This is a genomic window from Prevotella sp. TCVGH, from assembly GCF_023522295.1.
GTDB classification, from domain to species: domain Bacteria; phylum Bacteroidota; class Bacteroidia; order Bacteroidales; family Bacteroidaceae; genus Prevotella; species Prevotella timonensis.
This window is the reverse complement of record NZ_QFFX01000056.1, coordinates 1-18129: the sequence shown is the minus strand read 5'-3', so window position 1 is coordinate 18129 and position 18129 is coordinate 1. Positions and strand designations below refer to the sequence as shown.

The window sequence follows — 18129 nt, the reverse complement described above, 5'->3', positions numbered from 1 at the left end:
GGTAGTCATTTTTGGTGAATTACACAAATAATATAAAGTATATATTGTTGAATTTCAATGGCTTATATTTATTTAGTTGATCCTAAGTATGGGGTACACTATAATAATGTCCTAGTAGGCGCACATGCCCGTTACGCTGCACGTTAAGCGTCTGCCTGCTGTGCAGTTCAAAGGGAATCGTAGGCAGAGGTCTCAGTTGTGACTGCTTGATATCCTCAAACTGTTCTCGTCTGGAACAAGTCCTGCCCGTAAGGATCATATCATTGTGCTTCTCTAAAGCCCTGTGGATGGCTTGGTTTAGCGTATCAAGAGCATCTCTGTCCTCATCCTTGAGCTCCGGATAAAAGTGTGCATAGGTCAGCTTTACGGCATCCTCTACCAAGGCTTTATCCTTGGGATGCCTTACTCAAACACATATCATGAAACTGTAGATGTTTCACTTACAGATACATCCTTTGCTACACATTCTCGTAAAATTCAATTCCATAACATCAAAGAATGTTTGGAGCATATTAATGATAAGTAGTGCTAAGTTTTTTCAATGGGCTATCATAATAGAATCAAAACTATAAGTTAATCTACTATTACTTAATTTTTCAGCCAATTTCTTATTTATAGAATCTTTTAATAATAAGCATGCAACCTTACTGATATCTACTCCCTTTTTGGTTTGAACATTCTTAATACAAGCCTGTGTGTATTTTTTTGCTTCCATACAGTCTCCCTGAAGAAAATATACCATACCCAATAGTAATTTAGGTCGCACTTGGTCGGGAAACATTCTATGAACCTTTTTTGCATTTAAAAGCGCATTCTTATTATCACCAATTTTTAGATATCCATAACTTAGTGCTAAATACAAATCTCTACTATGGTATTTATTTTTAATAAGTTCAAGTTGTTTGATACCTTCTTTGAGCGATTCTTTTTTAAACATAATATTCTCACTAGTACTTCTTGCAATCAAGGCCCTTCCCAAAATTGACTTACATCGTAAAGATGTTGAGTCTATATCTAAACATATGTAGCAGTTGCAAATTGCAGATTCATACATTGCATTTGACAAATCAGTATCAGCCATGCATTCGTACTTGTAGGATTTAGATTCTCTGTAATGCTTTAAGGCACTCACTGTAACTACACTTCCAAATAACACGAAAATAAACAAAAAAATACACTTCATCACATACGATTTAATAGTGATTACTCTTAGTGAATCAGGAATTAGTGCTATAATATAAAAGAATAAAAAGATAATAACTATTGATTGAAAAATTGTATCAAAAAAACTATTAATAAAAAGTGTAAGAACTGAAAAGAGAAACCACATTCTATATTTTAAGTTAGAGAAGCAAATTTTTTTATATGATTGGTATAATATAATAAGAAAATAAACAAAAAAAAGTAAACCTCCAACAACTCCTAATTCTAAAGAAAGAAAGAGAAACTGATTATTAGGAGTAGAAATTTCAGCAGCTTTACACCCCAGGCTAATATTACTCTTTTTTTGTAGAAATGCTTCTTGATAATTTAGAAATTCATAAGCAAAATTATTATATCCAATTCCAGTGAAAAAATTGTCTTTTAACATAGGGTAAATCATCCTTAAAATTCTTATTCGCCCATAAGAGGATTCGATATTCATATTAAAAAGTATAAGAAATAAGACAGAAATAGCGAATAAAAACAAAGAAATCACATATACTCTTTTGCCTACAGATTTAGTTTTCACAGATTTTAAATGAAAATTTAATAAATAATAGATGACGCATAATGACAATATAGCAGAAAATATAGCTCCTCTTGATAAATTTGTAAAAATAGCGAATAAAAATAATGGTAGAAACATTACTAAAATGATCTTATCTCTCTTAGATGAGGTTTCTTGTATTAAAACAATCAAGGAACTGAAACTTATAACCATAAATAGACCATAGCTATTTGGATATATTATAGAGCCAGTAACTAAAGTCTTATAAATATGAAATTTATCCTCATCAAAACAGTATTGTAATATACCAAATATAGATTGATATACACCCAACGCGAATAAACCTTTTATGAAGAAACGTTCGAGTATACTTTCATCGAAGGTTTCGGTAATTTTTCGGGTTGCTATCACTATTTGAAAGAAAGCAACGAATATAATAATTAGCTTAGATATTTCATTAGCAGGGATTCTTTTTATAATACTGTTAATTATTATCCAGATAACAAACAAACTAAAAACAAGTTCTCTCTCACCTACAGAAATAATAAATGATTTCTTTTTATGAGTTAAGGCTGAAATAAAGTGTAGTAAAGAAGGAACGAACCATGCAATTACTCCAAGATATAAAATTTGATATTTAATAAAGTCAAGAGTGATTAGGCTAAAAGAGACATTAATACTAATAAACAATATACTAATACTAATTAAATAGTAGTTAGTATATTGTTTCAGAAATTTGTGTGTGTTTTTATCTTTAGAGTCACCTCTTTTAAAACAAACGATATTCATATAAGATAAATTTAGCCCTATAGTTAAAAGGATTAGTTTCACTAACCAACAAATATTTACTTTGAAGGTTTAGTTGAGCAACAGAATATCCTTTTATAGAAAAGCAACAACAACTTTTATAATCATTTGAATATATTCGTATGGGTATTTCATTCTTTCTTGATGCTGTTACTAACCATAAATTTCCATAAGAATCAGTCGTCATGCTATTAATAGATAATTTATAGTCTATTTTGATTTTTTCAACAGGATATGACCTCAATATATATGATTTCAAATAGGAAATATATTTTTTCCTTTCTACAGATTCATAAGGAATAGGAACCCATTTATCATCGTTAATTACCTTTCTATGAGCATTATCACTAATCCTCTCTACACAAAGGTTATCATAACTATTTACAACACAATATAATTTTTCATTATTGCTCAGACAGAAATCAATGGTTTTTGGAGTATTCAAATTAAGTTCCTTCCTTAAAGATAAGATGTTAATTGTTTCTCCTTTATACATTTCTTTCTCCACATTAGTGATCATATTATGGCGAAAAATTTTATATGAATAATATTGCTCATGTTGAGAAACTTTATTCATCTCATCTGCCAAATAATATATATTATCATTTACAATGCGAAATTTTAAGGGATATCCGTATAACTTAACACTTTTAAGTACATTCAGATTTTTATCATAAAATATAATTAATTTTGAACTTATATCAGAAATAATTATATTGTTATTATAACTCTGGATGCAGCTAGGAGATCTAAGCCCACCATATTGTAAATTACATAAATCTATTTTTTTATTAATTATGCCATATCGGTTGATTTCAAGCAATAAAGTTTTGGAAGGAATTAATAAAAAAACCGTTCCATTAGAGGTAAGACAACTTGTTGATGGAGTTTTTAACGAATCTGTTAAAGCTGTTGCATCACATTCATATAATTTCTTTAACGTTATTTTTTTTATTGGTTTTGACTCTTTCTGGCATCCACATAATAATGTGAGAACTACTATAAATATTATTGATATGTTATTTTTCATAAATTATAATTCTTTTGTGGACAAATTTCTTTGTATAAATTTGGATATTATAAAAGTTATCACTAAAAAATAACAGTAAAACATGATATAATAATAGGAAGATTCTTGTATCTTATAAATACAAAATATAAACGGTAAGCATATAAGTGTTTGAATCCAAATAAATACCACTGAAATTATAAAAGATACCTGATTTTGGGTCGAATAATAAACATCTGGCAAGCAAACTGATAAAAAATACCCTAAAAAGCATACAGGAATCGGTATAAATATACAAGTTAACAATAATACAGATGGATTTATAAAATTAAAATAATTGAGACCGTACAAGAACTCTAGGGATAATATTATAATTAGTGTGGAAATAATTAATGATAGAATACAGTATATGATAGAACTTGCAATTTTTATCAAAATCCATCGTTTCATATTTCTTCTATATAATCTATAAACCCAAATATAATTCATATCCTTTCTGACAATTGGCGTCATATAAATGCTAGGGAATCCAACAATAGAAAATAATGGAAATAGTAGTGAAACCGCTATAGGCTCTATTGGCTCATGGATAGTATAAGCATTGTTAAAATAGATTATCGTAAGTATAATATACAGAAGTGTGGGTACGAGCAATTGCGAAAAGCCACTTAATGAGAACAAATTTTGCCTCATTAAATACAATTCATTACGTAACAGTGGTGAGATTGAATGAGAATCAATAATGTATTTCATAATTATAAAAGTGGAGAATCCTCAAAAGTTAATTGATAAGTATTAAAGCACAAAACACAAATACTCAATAGCAGCAATGCTAATGTGAGAAATGACTGCAGTACCAATAAAGAGAAAATACTCATTGAAGTGAAGTCTATATGACCACTAAATGAAAATAAAAGTAATTGCATAGGGTAGAATAAAGAAGAAATAAACCAAGGAAAGGTAATACCACGATAAATTCCATTAATACTTGCTAATATTAATGTCACAGTAATCAATTTTATAAGCATATTTATTATGCCATTTGGATAATTTAACTTTATTAATTTTACAAGGAAACTTGCCAATTTAGCAAAAAGAAAGAATAGATATAAAGTCAAAAAAACAAATATAGAACCTTTTAAAGAATTATAAGTTCTTGCATACAGAAGAGCTACTAATAGTGGAAACACTATATTTGTTATTTTGCCTAGCAAATAATATAATAAATATATATTGATATTATTTCTTATTAGTGTCAAAATGCCGAGATCTGCCTCTAAAAGGGGTAATTTTGAAGAAGTGAATAATATTTTTATCAATACGTATAGCGTACAAATCCAATATGGAAGTTGTGTGTCTTTTGCAAGGGGGGCTGACTGACCAAAATGCATATATTTAAACAGCAAGTCAACTCCCAATAAACAAAAGCCTATATAAATAATGAAATCTTTTAACGTTAGACTTTTAATTTTATTTATTAAACATAAAATATTAGTCGAATAATGCCAGTAAAGTGCAGGTTTACAGGAATTCTTAAAACAAATAAATAAATTATGCAGAATATTATTCATTGTAAAGTTGAACTAAATTGATTTCGGAAAACGAAGCTTTAGATATTTGACATAATATTTTCCCATTTTTAATAAATATCATCTCGTCACAAATTGTTTTAGCAACTTCAAATAGATGTGTACTTAACAAAATTGTTGTTTCTTTCTTTTTGTTTATAAAAAGTTTTTTCATTTTCTCAGTAACAATGGGATCTAGCCCCGAAAAAGGCTCATCTAACAATAATAAATTGAAGTTTGCAGAAAAGCTTTGAAGAAGAAACAGTTTACGCAAATTACCTTTTGAATGTTGTTTAATTAATTTTTCTTCGTCAAAGTAATCAATTTCTTTGGCATATCTTCTAAAGTTAACTATCATTTCATCAAAATTTTTCCCTTGCAACTTAGTAATCAACTTCACAGATTCGAAACCTGTTAGATAATCGTAAAAATTGATTACTTCAGGAACATAAGAAATAGAATTGTTTTGATATTTTTCAATAGATATGTTTCCGGTATAGTTAATGAATCCCAAAATGGCTTTGATTAATGTTGTTTTACCTGCACCATTTTCGCCAATTAGACCATATATTTTACCAGGATCTAAACATAAATTTATATCTTGTAATGCGTATTTCTTTTTATATTTTTTTGTAAGATGTTGTATATTAATCATTGTTCTATACTATACTAAATATCTTTCCTTTATTGTAAATTGACAAAACAATTTACAATAAAGGAAAAGACTTGACGTTTTTATAATAAGTTACTGACCAAAAGCAGTAGTCATAGCATATCCTATAGCTCCAGCAACAGCTCCACTCGCTGCTCCACTCGCTGCTCCAGCCACAGAAAGCGGAGTCCCCGTTCCTGCTAGCGTAGTAAGTGCACCCATCATTATACCTGTTGAAGCTCCAACCGTAACACTACTTGCTAAAGCTGACATGGTAAAACTTTCTTCCGGCTTAGCAAATAAAGCTTGTGTACTCAACACCACAGGTGCGGTGAAAAGTATTTTTTTTACATTTTTCATATTTTTTACTATATAATATTGATGAAAATTATTAATATTTTACCTCAAAAAAAAACAAATATAACTTCTTTTAGAGTTTGTCTATAGTGCATTTGCTGCAGCACAAGCGCCTGTCTATGCCCAAAATTTAATTAGACTTTAGCGTGTTAAAATCTTAAAAATTGTCAGATTAAAGCTATTTTCGTTTATGCACCTCTTATTATAAACTAAAACTATAAAAGTTTACCGAAGATTTCATTATATCGAGTAATAAATGTCTCTTTTTGATGCTCTTCAATCACTTTATTACGCTCGATGTCTTTAGTGGATCGTAATAACCCCTTTTTTTCCAACATGTGAACTGTTGATAGAAATTGTGGAAGATATAAATCTTTTGAAATTCCTTCAAAATATTCGAAACTTTTCTCAAATGCCTCCACCAAAGTTCTCTTACCATCGAATGATAAGTATATGAGCTTAGCACTCTCATTTAATTTTAATGAAATGAGTGGAGTTCTTAAGTAAGTATTATATATTAAATTATTACCATTTTCAGATATATAACCACTTGTATTCATAACAAACACTATATCTTTTCGATAGAAATAGGCCAATTCAAGAATTTTATTTTTATCCATTTTTTTTTTATTAAAAAGATAAGTCTAAATCCGGATCATAATGTGTCCTAGGATATACTTCATTTAAATCTTTATAGTTCATAACTTTGGAGATATATTCTAATAACTTTGGATGGCTCCATGATTTGTATCCTGCGTCTTTCCAAATATCTAGAATATTTTTCTCTTTTACATTTCCTATCCTGCCGGGGGCTTGACAATCAATACGCACTTCTCCATTTGGTCTAATAACTATGCCAGTTGCAGGTTGGCACATATGAGTTCTCAAGTTTAAGGCTGGGTCAAAAGGCTTTGCAATAGAAATTTCCTGAGCATATTCAACCCTTTTCTTTTTCAATGTCTTACCTATATAAATAATATCCTCACCTGTTAGTTCTATTTTAGATTTATTTATAATAGCACGCCCTGTATACATAAATTCACCTAAATGGTGCTTGAAAGCTCCAAGATAATAAGCTAAATCTATTAAATCACTTAACTCGTTCAAATTCTTTTTTTGAATTGTCGAAGCTATTCCCACTGGTATTCCATGAGCTCTTGCCAAAGCTACAGCGTGTACAACTTTATTGAAAGCACCTTTTGCCCCGCGGATATAGTCATGTGTACTTTCTGTTGCTCCATCAATACTAAATTGCATCCATACATAATCATATTTAACAAATTTATGGATATTATCTTCATTAATAAGCATTCCATTTGTAATTAAGATAAATTGACTTCCAATTTCATGAAAAATATCCATTATTTTAAAAAGATCATCTCCCAACAAAGTAGGTTCTCCTCCACTTATTATCACTTGGGGAACATTAACAGATGCTAAATCTTCCGCAATTTTAATCCATTGATTAATGTTTAAATCATCGTTAGCACTACCACTTCCAGACTGGTTATAACACATTAGGCAATGTTGATTACATTGCGAAGTTAATTCAAACTGGACATTTATCGGAGAGTCAAATTTCTCAATAAATTCTTCAGGACACTTTTTTCTTAACTTTAATTCATGCCTTAATGCTTTAGCATGAGCTAGATGTTCTTCATCTAAGAGCCCTGTTTTAATTCCTTCATGTTCAAATATTGACTCTATATATTTAATATAAGAATCCATTATTTGAATTTTTTCATTTAATTTAAAATCCATATTTAATATTTATTATAATAATTATAAGTAACTTATTAAACTCTTATTTTATTATGTAAAACTGCTTTTTTTAACTAAATACCTCAAAAAAAGTCAAAGTATTATTACCACCATATTTGACTATTACAATTGTAAGTGAATATTCGTTCTTCAAGTCCTCCGGAGATTTTATGCAGCAAGAAAAGGGCATTGGTTGGTACATTCATGTATTCTATAAAATTTTTATTGGTTTTTTTTCTCCCTAGTGAAATCCATCCATTATTCCAATAAAAAAGTTCGTATTCCATACCTGATAAGATGTCATTATTATCAGTTCTGGGAGCGTAAACTATTTTGTCTATCTTTACTCTTTTTTTAAAATTTACTCCAATATACGCTTTTTCTATTTCTGAAGAAAAATAAGTGTCAAGATTTTTATCAAAAAGCCTATTTAATTCCCTCTTCTCTTCATTTTTATCTGAAGAAAATGGAGAACCTTTAACCTCCTTATTTTGATAATAAAAATGTAGTTCACTTAAGTTGATTCCTCCCCTTAACGGAGCAACATAACGAATACGATTACAAGCAATAGTATGCGGTAATTTAATTTCAGATAATGCCTTATCTGATTTTTTTTTAATTTTATAAACTACCTTTGTATTTGAGAAGTCTGGATACGTACTTGATTCAAAAAATCCTCCAATCATATTGCTAGAATAATCTAGTATTCTGTCATAAAGTGGATACTTACGATGTAAGATTATATTCACTGTTTTTTTTAAATTGGGTTTTAAAACAACACATATGCCATTTTCTTTTAAAATGAATGGATAGGATCCAGAAATCTGTACACCATTGTTTACTTCTATAGGAAGATAGACTATACCTTTACCCTCGTTATTACAATGATAAAAATATTTTTTATCATATGGAATTCCTCTACCCATATTTTTAAAGATAACTTTACCATTGTCAAGACTATTTATTCCCAAAGCAATGGGTTCCCAATCTGTATTATTAAATGTACATAGAAAATATGAACTATGATTTTTGTTTTTTTTAGTCAATATTATATTTGAAACGGGTAATTTATAATTTGCTGTAACATCTTTTAGAGTTAAATCAAATTCTTTATTTTCTAAATTATCCGAGAAGGTTGTTCTATAGATTTTAGAATATTTATATGTAATATCATTTTTCCCTTCAGAATTAAATCCAACATCAAAAAATTTTCCTTCTCTATCCATTACAACAGTCCATTGATGCCCAGAACTCCTATTTGCCCATGCGAGAACTTTATCCGTTGTACAGGCAATACCTAGGGCTCTTAATGATAAAGTCAAGTAATCTGCTAAATGAACGCAACTTCCCCACCGAAAGGTATATAATTCTTTAAATGTAGGCACATACGGATATTTACTCATTCCTGCATTATAATGTATTTTTGACTTTTTTATAATTAATTTAGCCAAATCAGTCGTATTGTTTGCAGAATCTAATAATGCAGAATATTGTTTTAAAGCATCTTTCCGCCAATTGGATAAAGGCTCATGTTCAATACGATATGGCAATATATATTCACAAAAATCTTCAAATTTACAATTTTGTTTTGACATTTTTTTCCACATTTTAAAAGCAATTTCTACATTTTCAATCAGAAAATCTGATTTGACAACATCCAAATCATAAATAATTTTCATTTGAGGGATGTATCCAGACTTTTGCCTCAAAGAATCAAACATAAAACCAACTTGTGATTTTTTGTCATCCCACGCCTGCGATTCATTTACATTTTCATGAATAATAATATTATGATATGGATCATTTGAAATCTCTGGTACGATAGCATACTTATCTTTCATATTTTCTACAAGGAAAGTAATTGCTTTTATTTCTTCAGTATCCCCTTTTAAGATAAAATAATCTAAGGCTTTCTTTATCTCACTAGCATTCCCTTTACAAAACTTTAGCACTCTGAACACCTTTGGACTATATGAATTAGAAAAATTATCTTTGCAGCTTATTAAAAATAATATGAGAAGAAATGTCAAGATTATTTTTTTCATCAAATTAAAGATATAACAAAAGTAACACACGTATAAACATGCAAACTTTTGAAAGTGTTTATAGACTAGTAGGATTTTTTATGCAAAAGTAAAAAAAAAAATCTCACCTACAAGTATTTTACGCTATTTAACAAATAAAATTAAGAGAATTCTATAAACACGTGCAAAATTATATATTAACGTGAGTTCGGGATAAGAAAAGCCTTATAAAAGATTGGTAAGCTCACTAATATTTCGTGTCTTTATAGATGAAAATCAACAAGTTACAAAAATATTGAACGATGATTACCAAAGACAAAGTTAGAGGAATTTTCTGTATTATCGATGAGTTTGACAAGAATTTGAATGACGAACTGGAAAAAATCTACAATTACCTTGCCATGACGGTAATGGAAAGCGCTATCGTAACCGCAAAAGCAGACTGTCGGAAAACGAGATTATGGCCATCCTTGTATGCTATCATTTCGGCACATACAGATACTTTAAGGAGTACTATCTCAACTGTATCCGCGGACTATTCAGGCAGGAGTTTCCTGCTGCCGTTTCCTACAATCACTTCGTGGAACTCATGACACGTGTTTTCTTCAAGATGATGATGTTCATGAAACTCTATGCCTTTGGTAAATGCTCAGGAAATTCGTTTGTTGATAGTACAATGATTCCCGTATGCCACAATGTTAGACGCTACTTCAACAAGGTATTCAAAGGACTGGCAAAGGACGGCAAGGGTACCATGGGATGGTGCCACGGCTTCAAGCTACACTTGCTGTGTAACGACACCGGAAAGGTGATAACCTTCTGTCTTACAGGGGCGAACGTTGATGATAGGGACGCTCGGGTGTGGAAGGTGTTCACCAAGGATCTCTTTGGAAAGGTATTCGCCGACAGAGGATATATCAAGAAAGAACTCTTCGAGCGTCTTTTCGATCAGGGAATCCATCTCGTGCATGGACTAAAGGCCAATATGAAGAATAAACTAATGCCTATGTGGGACAACATTCTGCTCAGAAAGAGGTACATCATTGAATGTATTAACGAGGTACTCAAGAACAAAGCAAACCTCGTGCATTCACGTTACCGTTCCATACATAATTTTATGATGAACCTATGCTCAGCCCTCACTGCGTACTGTTTCTTTGACAACAAACCCGAGGCACTGCCGGTGCATGTGGAAAAGGATAGACAATTAGAGTTATTTCCATACTGAATTATCCCGAACTCGCGTAATTATTATGCCTTAGCGGAATTTAGAATACAGGCGTAATGGACATTTGGTAGGCCGGTTATTTCCAGTTTTTTGCTCTTCAACTTAAAAAACATCTGACACACGAATTTGGAAAATACCGCCGAAATTGTCCAAATAAATGATAGTGAAATTGTAACTATCCTCATCCCGTATTATCAGTCACATTACATAGACGTCAAGACGTTCTATCTTTATGAGATTTTGAACATAATCGTTCCGAATTTCCCTGTACGATTCCGATAATCGCTTTGTTGAGTGTCAACAACAGGTAAGTTGGCTATTTTTTTCTATAATATCTGCCATAGGCAAATTTTCAGGTTCAATAGGCTCACAGCTACCACATCAAGCGAATGTACAAGCACAAAACGATGATGGGATAGGCAGTCACGGAAATAATATTCCCTTTCATGTTATTCTTAAGGTTGGAGACCTCTGCAAAAGTCTATTTTTGCCAAAATAGTATAATTGGTTATCAATGAGTTACATGTTTAAAATCTTCCTATAAGGGAGTTTTGCAGAGGTCTCGGTTGGTAAAAAATTGTATTACCATTAACGAAAAGTCTTTCAAATATGTCCCTTATCTCCAAAGGTTTGCCGTATATGGATTCCACAAAGCTTGTGAATTCTAAAGGCTTGAATTCGTCAACCATGTTTTATCTATCTTTTCATCTGTTATTAGCCTCATACTTCATTGTACTTATATCTAAAGGGGCTGGCTCCTAGAGAAAAGGAGTCATTAGAAGTCTTTAGTATAAAAAAGTGCATTTTTAAAAGCATTCCTAAAAATGACATGTTTATTGGTACCAGACCGTTTGGAATGGAGTTTCCAACCATTTTTCCAATAATATATAAAAATCCAGAAGTTGGCTTTAGTCACGCATCTAAATAGGGAGTGAAATGGAGCGGTGGGTTAGTCTTGGGGTTATCTGTGAGGGTAGAAATCTATTTGTTGTAGGAGGTACAGGAGCTGTGAAAAGCATAGCTATGGCACTTGGATATAGAGCCTGTAAGAAAGGATATAAGGTACTTTATACGAATACCGCAAGACTCATGGCTCAACTCAAAATGGCAAAGACCAAAGGGACTATCTTACAGGAATTAAAGAAATAGAGAGAATGAAACTCTTGCTACTTGATGAATTTGGAATACAACCCTTCGATTCCGTGGCAAGAACAAATCTTCTGGCTATGATTGAAGATAGGCATGGAAAGAAGTCTACAATTATCGCTTCACAGATTCCTGTAGGAGCGTGGCATGATGCCATAGCTAATAAAACTGTGGCAGATGCCATCATGGATAGAATCGTACATGATGCCATCAGAATAGGGCTAAAAGTGCAAGTTCCAAAACAAAGTGCAATAAAAGAGTAGCCCTCGCCGAGAGATGCAGACGTTCTCGAAGCGTAGCGAGAGGTTGTCTGCATCTCTCGGCGAGGAAAAATAAACAACCAGCAATACAAAAAAAGGAAGACCTCTGTCTCCCCAAGATTAATTAACTTTGTATTGTGAAATATCATCAATTAACCTCGGAGCAAAGGTCGCAAATTTTCGCCTTACTCCAAAAGAAAACAAGGAGAAGAGAGATTGCTGCAATCGTCGGCATCAGTCAGTCAACACTCTCACGTGAAATCAAACGCAATAGCACGCCATCGGGAAAGTATATTTGGACAAAGGCGCACGATATGGCTATGCAGCGCAGAAAGAAAACGGTAAAGAACGCCAGACTCTCCGACGAATTAGTCTGGAGGATTAAGGAATATATCACCAATGACCAGTGGTCTCCACGACAAATATCAGGTTATCTGCGCAAGAATGAGGGGATAAAGGTGTCCCACCAATCCATTTATAATATCATCCATAATGATACAACAAGGGAACTTGCCAAACACACAAGGCATAAGATGAAATACAGGCATCGTCCTAAGGGCAGACATCTTCCAATTAAAGATAGGTTGAGTATCCATGAAAGAAGTAAGGAAGTTGACGGGAAGAGATTCGGAGATTTTGAGATGGACTTAATCGTAGACCCTGACCAGCATGCCATACTCACACTGGTGGAGAAATCCACCAATATGCTGCTTATGCAGAAACTGCCATTTGGAAAGCAGTCAAAGCCTCTGGCAAAGGTAGTTAGGAAATTGCTGCTACCATACAAGGACATTCTGAAGACCATTACAACAGACAACGGACCTGAATTTGCAGCACATAAGGACATTACCAAGTTCTTAGGCGTGTCCGTGTACTTCGCTGATCCATATTGTTCTTGACAAAAGGGAGCTATTGAAAATACAAATAAACTTATCAGACAATATATACCGAAAAAGGATTCGTTTGAACATTATACAGAAAAGAGGATTATGTCGATACAAAAGAAATTGAACGAAAGACCGAGAGAAAAATTAAACTTTTCTACACCAAAGTGCGAATTCTTCAAATACGTTTTATAATTTTGCACTTGCTGGTTGACTCTGCGAAGGAGAATCGATGGGTAAGATAATCGTAAATAATAGATAAATAATTTGGCATGTAAAGGTATTATATCTATTTTTGCAGATGTACAACAACAATAATCGGCATTAAACCCAAATCGTTCTAGAAAATAGTCTTTATATGTGTTTGATTCATAGTGATTTATTAATTTTACCGCGACTTTAAAACCAGATAATTTGATACGAGATTATGATATAAAGTTTTTCAACAAGGAAATCACTCCCTTCGATGGTCTGTCCTTATTCTTCAAGATGCTTGATAAATGCCATTTTAGTGAGCATTTTGCACAAAGTGATATTCCTATCTGGGGTTCCACAGGGGTTATAATCCTATTCAACTCATATTGGGATTGTTTGCTGTCGTATGGTGTGGTGCAAACTGCTTTGGTCACCTGGACGTTGTACGTTACGATTCTGCACTTTGTAAGTTGCTTGGTTGGGCACGCGGAGCCGACCATCGGGCTTATCAGCGATATTTCAACAAATTCTCACAAGCCATCAACCAACGCGTATTCAGTGAACTATTCAGTTGGTTCTTCTGCGAGTCGCATTTTGACAACTATACTCTGGACTTTGATTCTACAGTCATGATCCGTGAGGGCAATCAGGAAGATATGAATTGATATCAACACGAGCTTATTTGGATAAAAATAAAGACAAGCACATACTGTATTTGGCCAGATCCTTAAAAACTAGACAAGCCTTCATTACGATATGGGAAAAAATAAAAGATTTTCACTACCATACGATACTTAGAGGTTCTAATGACCGATTTGGGTTAAAAAGATAAGCTGAATATCAAGATTACGACAGCAACTTAAAGGAAAGATGTACAACAACTCTCTAAAGGGCCAATCTAAATAATCACATGGGGGTACTTTGTATGATTTTTTTCCATTACTTATTTATTGACGTAGAAAACACCAAATAACAATGAAACAACTTTCTGGGATATTATTATGTATGGTGCTGGCATGCCCTCAGCCCTCAATTGCTCAACAGAATTCAACTATTTATAGAAAGACGCACAACATGCGAATGTATGGCCGCGTGGTAGATAGTTTTACAAACCTTGCCATCATTGATAGCAAGGTAACCTTGATGACTCCTGATAGCATGGTGGTTGATTCTTGTTCTACTCAGACATGGAACAAGAATGCCGTGCACCCGGAAGCCTACTTCTTTATGACACCCAAGATATCCGAAGGCAAATACATAATCAAAGTAGAAAATCCTAAATACGAAACCGCTTTCTATAATCAAGACATCGGCTTCAAGACTCGTTCTATGACCCTTGATTTAAAAGACCTCCCCATGAAGCGCAAACGTATGGAAGAACAAGAACATATGTTAGGTGAAGTGGTGGTAAAGAGTACAAAAATCAAGATGATTAACAAAGGTGACACTATTGTCTTCAACGCCGATGCCTTCAACCTTCCAGAAGGTAGTATGCTCGATGCACTCATCCGACAATTGCCAGGAGCTACACTCAATGGCAATGGTGAAATATTCATTAATGGTCGAAAGCTCAATTACCTCACACTCAACGGCAAGGATTTCTTCAAGGGAAACAACAAACAACTCATCGAGAATCTACCCAATTACATCGTCAAAGACCTCAAAGTATATGAGAAGAGTACCGATAAAAGTCAGATAATGGGTATTGATATAGAGAAAAAGGACTATGTCATGGATGTCAAGCTAAAGAAACAATACGAAAATAATTTTATAGGTAATATTGATGCTGCAGGGGGAACCAATAGCACATACGCCCTCAAGTTGTTCAGTTTGTACTTTACTCCACGCATTCAAGTTTCTACCTTTGCCAACATCAACAATATTAATGAAGATCGCAAGCCAGGTGAAAAAGGCGAGTGGAATCCAACAAAGTTTCCCAAAGGACAAGTAATAAGAAAAACATTAGGACTCAACTTAGCCAACAGCAATGAGAAGAACACGGTAAATAATAGTCTATCGACAAGTGTTTCATGGCTCAACACCCATGATATCACAAACACAGCAGCTGAATCTTTCTTGAGTAGCGCCAGTAACAACTTTACGCGACACATAGACAATAGTACCACCAAAAATACATTTTATGAACTGCATGATCAACTTCGTGTTAACAAATCATATCAGCTGATATCTTTTCTATCGCTGAATTATAACAAATTTGATAACTCCAGTACGAACAAGTCTGCCACATTTCAGGCAGATCCTAAAGGCTTAGGGTCAACAGAGGCTATTCTTGACTCTACTTTTACATTCCCCTTTGAAAGACTCTCCAACTATAAAGGCGTGAATAGGCAACTCTCACAAACACTCGGCAATGGCCATTCATTCAATTCTCGCTTAGACACATCCTTCGGAAAAGCCTTGAAATCAGGTGACAGAGTAGGATTTCAAACCAGCGGCACATACGAAAATGTCAAGAGTTGTACCTTCAGCAAATATAAATTAGACTATCTTCAAGAAGCGGGAAAGAAAGATAATCGCAATCGGTATGATGAATCACCTTCTTATACCTATTCATATAGTTTTAGCCCCCAGTACGTATTTGTTCTCCCTTCAGGCTTTAATATCATCACTGGATATGAATACAGGCAAGGAGGAAATTACTGGAACAATAACAAATACCGATTAGACCGTTTAGAAGAATGGCAAAACGAAGATCATAGTATAGGAAGTCTGCCCTCTACGCGCGATGCCCTTTTACGTTCGTTAGACCTCAATAATAGCTATGCAGGTTATTATATGAGTAAACAACATATGGGAATACTTGGTGTACATTATCTGAAAAGAAAAGGTAAAGAATCCTTTGCATTTGGCATATTTACCTCTTTAAGTCATAAGAAGGAACGATTGGATTATAGAAGTGTCCTAGTTACAAAACTTATTTCGCAGAATAATTGGGTCAAACAATTACATTTTTCCGGTCAATTGATTCATAATGAATATGAATGGATTGCCTGGGGCAATTCGTCTACCACCACTCCCGATATGTATTCACAAATTGAACGTCGCGACGACTCAAATCCTTTAGCCATCTCCTTGGGCAATCCTAACTTGAAAAATGGCAGAGAAAGTTCATTGGAAATAAGGTTTAGCGATAATCATAATAGACGATATAAACTACCATCCATCAATTTTGATATTCAAGGCACGCATAACGCGGTAGCTAACGGATTTACGTACGACTCACAAACGGGTGTATATACTTACAAACCAGAGAACGTAAACGGTAACTGGTCGGCACATACGGGTATTTATTATAATGTTCCACTGGATAGCATGAAGTACTTCACCTTATTCACCGAAACGGAATACAATTACAACCACAATGTAGACTTGACGGGAGTTGTTGGACAAACAAGTAGCGTATTAAGCAAAGTGAACAACCATACCACCCGACAATCCCTGGAGGTGAAGTACCAAAAAGAAACCTTAAGTTTGAGTTTGATGGGACAGCTCTCGTGGCGAAACGTCAACAGCAGTCGCCAAAACTTTACCACGATCAACACCTACGACTACGAATATGGTTTCATTGGATCGTACAGTCACAAATCGGGATTTGAGACTGGTATGGACCTTAAGATGTTCAAACGCCGGGGCTATGCCGATGAGCAGATTAATACCAACAACTTGATGTGCAACGCGTATGTGAGTCAAAGTTTCATGAAAGGCAAATTTTCCCTCAAACTAGAAGCATTCGACCTCTTTCACCAACTCAAGAGCGTAGACTACCAGGTCAACGGACAAGGAAAGAGTGAGATACGCTATAACACCATTCCCCACTATATCATGCTACATGCTATTTATAAGATGAATGTAGGAGGAAAGAAATAGGAGCAGATTCAAGCTCTGCAAAATGTAATAGCATATTAGGGTTCTGTTAAATCTTTTATAAGTACTTTAATCAGTAAATAACTAAAAGCAACACTGCCTATATTGAGTTAGTCGCATTCTCTATCCTAATTTAACCCAAATCGGTCATTAGGATTTCTCTGTGTCGTACGGCAAAGAGAAATCCTTTAATTTTTTCCATATGGACAAGAATGATTGTCGTGTTTTTAGTGATCTGGCCAAATATAGGATATGCTTGTCTTTTGTTCTCCCCAAGTAGGCTGGCGTTGATAGCAATTCGTACCGAATTGTCTTCAGAAATTTCTTCTTGTTGGAATTAATCAGCGCATGTCTAAACAACGACATAAAGTTATATGCCATTACAATGAAACTCCCGCATGCCTCTGTTGCCCAGAAGTTATGTGTGACAAAATCATCAATGGAGAAATCATTCTTCAGTTCCTTTATCCCAAATCGGTCATTAGAAAAAGCTTCTTGAGACCTCTGCAAAACCTTACCCCATTCTCTATCATTCTTGTTTTTGAGCACTATTGGTTCACCTCCTGTCTATATTTTTGATTTTTAGGCTGTATATGCTCTATTTCATCTCATATTCTCCCCTTATTTGAGAGAATTAGACAC

The 18129-nt window shown here is 33.5% G+C and carries 11 protein-coding genes and 3 pseudogenes; 5 read left to right on the top strand and 9 right to left on the bottom strand.

Translation table 11 applies throughout. The features are described 5' to 3' along the window. Nucleotides 1–82: 82 nt before the first annotated feature. The 9 genes from DEM91_RS09895 to DEM91_RS09855 all read right to left on the bottom strand — a co-directional run bounded on the left by DEM91_RS09895 (nucleotide 83) and on the right by DEM91_RS09855 (nucleotide 9910). Nucleotides 83–382: a Mu transposase domain-containing protein gene (locus DEM91_RS09895; protein WP_249858818.1), complete on the bottom strand. Its 300-nt coding sequence runs from the start codon at nucleotides 380–382 to the stop codon at nucleotides 83–85. A 156-nt stretch (nucleotides 383–538) separates the two neighbouring features. Continuing rightward, nucleotides 539–2500 carry an O-antigen ligase family protein gene (locus DEM91_RS09890; RefSeq protein WP_249858817.1) on the bottom strand — a complete coding sequence of 654 codons (1962 nt, stop codon included), beginning with the start codon at nucleotides 2498–2500 and terminating at the stop codon, nucleotides 539–541. Then, nucleotides 2481–3548, bottom strand: a complete 1068-nt coding sequence (locus DEM91_RS09885; RefSeq protein ID WP_249858816.1) for a hypothetical protein — start codon at nucleotides 3546–3548, stop codon at nucleotides 2481–2483. Before DEM91_RS09885 ends, DEM91_RS09890 begins: the two co-directional genes overlap by 20 nt. A gap of 734 nt (nucleotides 3549–4282) precedes the next feature. Next, nucleotides 4283–4918, bottom strand: coding sequence for a hypothetical protein (locus DEM91_RS09880; protein ID WP_249858815.1), 636 nt, complete (start codon nucleotides 4916–4918; stop codon nucleotides 4283–4285). A 172-nt stretch (nucleotides 4919–5090) separates the two neighbouring features. Further along, nucleotides 5091–5750 (bottom strand): ABC transporter ATP-binding protein, encoded by a 660-nt coding sequence (locus tag DEM91_RS09875; protein WP_249858814.1) that lies wholly within the window; start codon nucleotides 5748–5750, stop codon nucleotides 5091–5093. A 90-nt stretch (nucleotides 5751–5840) separates the two neighbouring features. Then, nucleotides 5841–6107, bottom strand: a complete 267-nt coding sequence (locus tag DEM91_RS09870) for a hypothetical protein (RefSeq protein WP_249858813.1) — start codon at nucleotides 6105–6107, stop codon at nucleotides 5841–5843. A 212-nt stretch (nucleotides 6108–6319) separates the two neighbouring features. After that, the gene (locus tag DEM91_RS09865) at nucleotides 6320–6724 is read right to left on the bottom strand and encodes a hypothetical protein (protein ID WP_249858812.1); all 405 of its coding nucleotides are present in this window, start codon (nucleotides 6722–6724) and stop codon (nucleotides 6320–6322) included. Between the two features lie 10 nt (nucleotides 6725–6734). Then, nucleotides 6735–7865 (bottom strand): radical SAM/SPASM domain-containing protein, encoded by a 1131-nt coding sequence (locus DEM91_RS09860; RefSeq protein WP_249858811.1) that lies wholly within the window; start codon nucleotides 7863–7865, stop codon nucleotides 6735–6737. Between the two features lie 104 nt (nucleotides 7866–7969). Next, nucleotides 7970–9910, bottom strand: coding sequence for a discoidin domain-containing protein (locus DEM91_RS09855; protein ID WP_249858810.1), 1941 nt, complete (start codon nucleotides 9908–9910; stop codon nucleotides 7970–7972). Between the two features lie 281 nt (nucleotides 9911–10191). On the opposite strand from DEM91_RS09855, the pseudogene DEM91_RS09850 reads away from it, so the two are divergent. The 5 genes and pseudogenes from DEM91_RS09850 (at nucleotide 10192) to DEM91_RS09825 (ending at nucleotide 17490) form a co-directional block, all read left to right on the top strand. Beyond that, nucleotides 10192–11117: pseudogene (locus DEM91_RS09850) on the top strand (IS982 family transposase). Nucleotides 11118–12053: 936 nt separating this feature from the next. Further along, a pseudogene (locus DEM91_RS12705) lies at nucleotides 12054–12526 on the top strand (ATP-binding protein). A 134-nt stretch (nucleotides 12527–12660) separates the two neighbouring features. Then, nucleotides 12661–13602: pseudogene (locus DEM91_RS09835) on the top strand (IS30 family transposase). 386 nt (nucleotides 13603–13988) lie between these two features. Next, nucleotides 13989–14267: a hypothetical protein gene (locus DEM91_RS09830; RefSeq protein ID WP_249858807.1), complete on the top strand. Its 279-nt coding sequence runs from the start codon at nucleotides 13989–13991 to the stop codon at nucleotides 14265–14267. Between the two features lie 310 nt (nucleotides 14268–14577). Continuing rightward, complete coding sequence (locus tag DEM91_RS09825; protein WP_249858806.1) at nucleotides 14578–17490, top strand: outer membrane beta-barrel family protein; 2913 nt, start codon at nucleotides 14578–14580, stop codon at nucleotides 17488–17490. Nucleotides 17491–18129: the final 639 nt, after the last annotated feature.

Bases quoted from the DNA above. Each gene is read 5' to 3' on its own strand.
- DEM91_RS09890 (WP_249858817.1), bottom strand. From the start codon at position 2,500: ATGAATATCGTTTGTTTTAAAAGAGGTGACTCTAAAGATAAAAACACA.
- DEM91_RS09885 (WP_249858816.1), bottom strand. From the start codon at position 3,548: ATGAAAAATAACATATCAATAATATTTATAGTAGTTCTCACATTATTA.
- DEM91_RS09880 (WP_249858815.1), bottom strand. From the start codon at position 4,918: ATGCATTTTGGTCAGTCAGCCCCCCTTGCAAAAGACACACAACTTCCA.
- DEM91_RS09875 (WP_249858814.1), bottom strand. From the start codon at position 5,750: ATGATTAATATACAACATCTTACAAAAAAATATAAAAAGAAATACGCA.
- DEM91_RS09870 (WP_249858813.1), bottom strand. From the start codon at position 6,107: ATGAAAAATGTAAAAAAAATACTTTTCACCGCACCTGTGGTGTTGAGT.
- DEM91_RS09865 (WP_249858812.1), bottom strand. From the start codon at position 6,724: ATGGATAAAAATAAAATTCTTGAATTGGCCTATTTCTATCGAAAAGAT.
- DEM91_RS09860 (WP_249858811.1), bottom strand. From the start codon at position 7,865: ATGGATTTTAAATTAAATGAAAAAATTCAAATAATGGATTCTTATATT.
- DEM91_RS09855 (WP_249858810.1), bottom strand. From the start codon at position 9,910: ATGAAAAAAATAATCTTGACATTTCTTCTCATATTATTTTTAATAAGC.
- DEM91_RS09825 (WP_249858806.1), top strand. From the start codon at position 14,578: ATGAAACAACTTTCTGGGATATTATTATGTATGGTGCTGGCATGCCCT.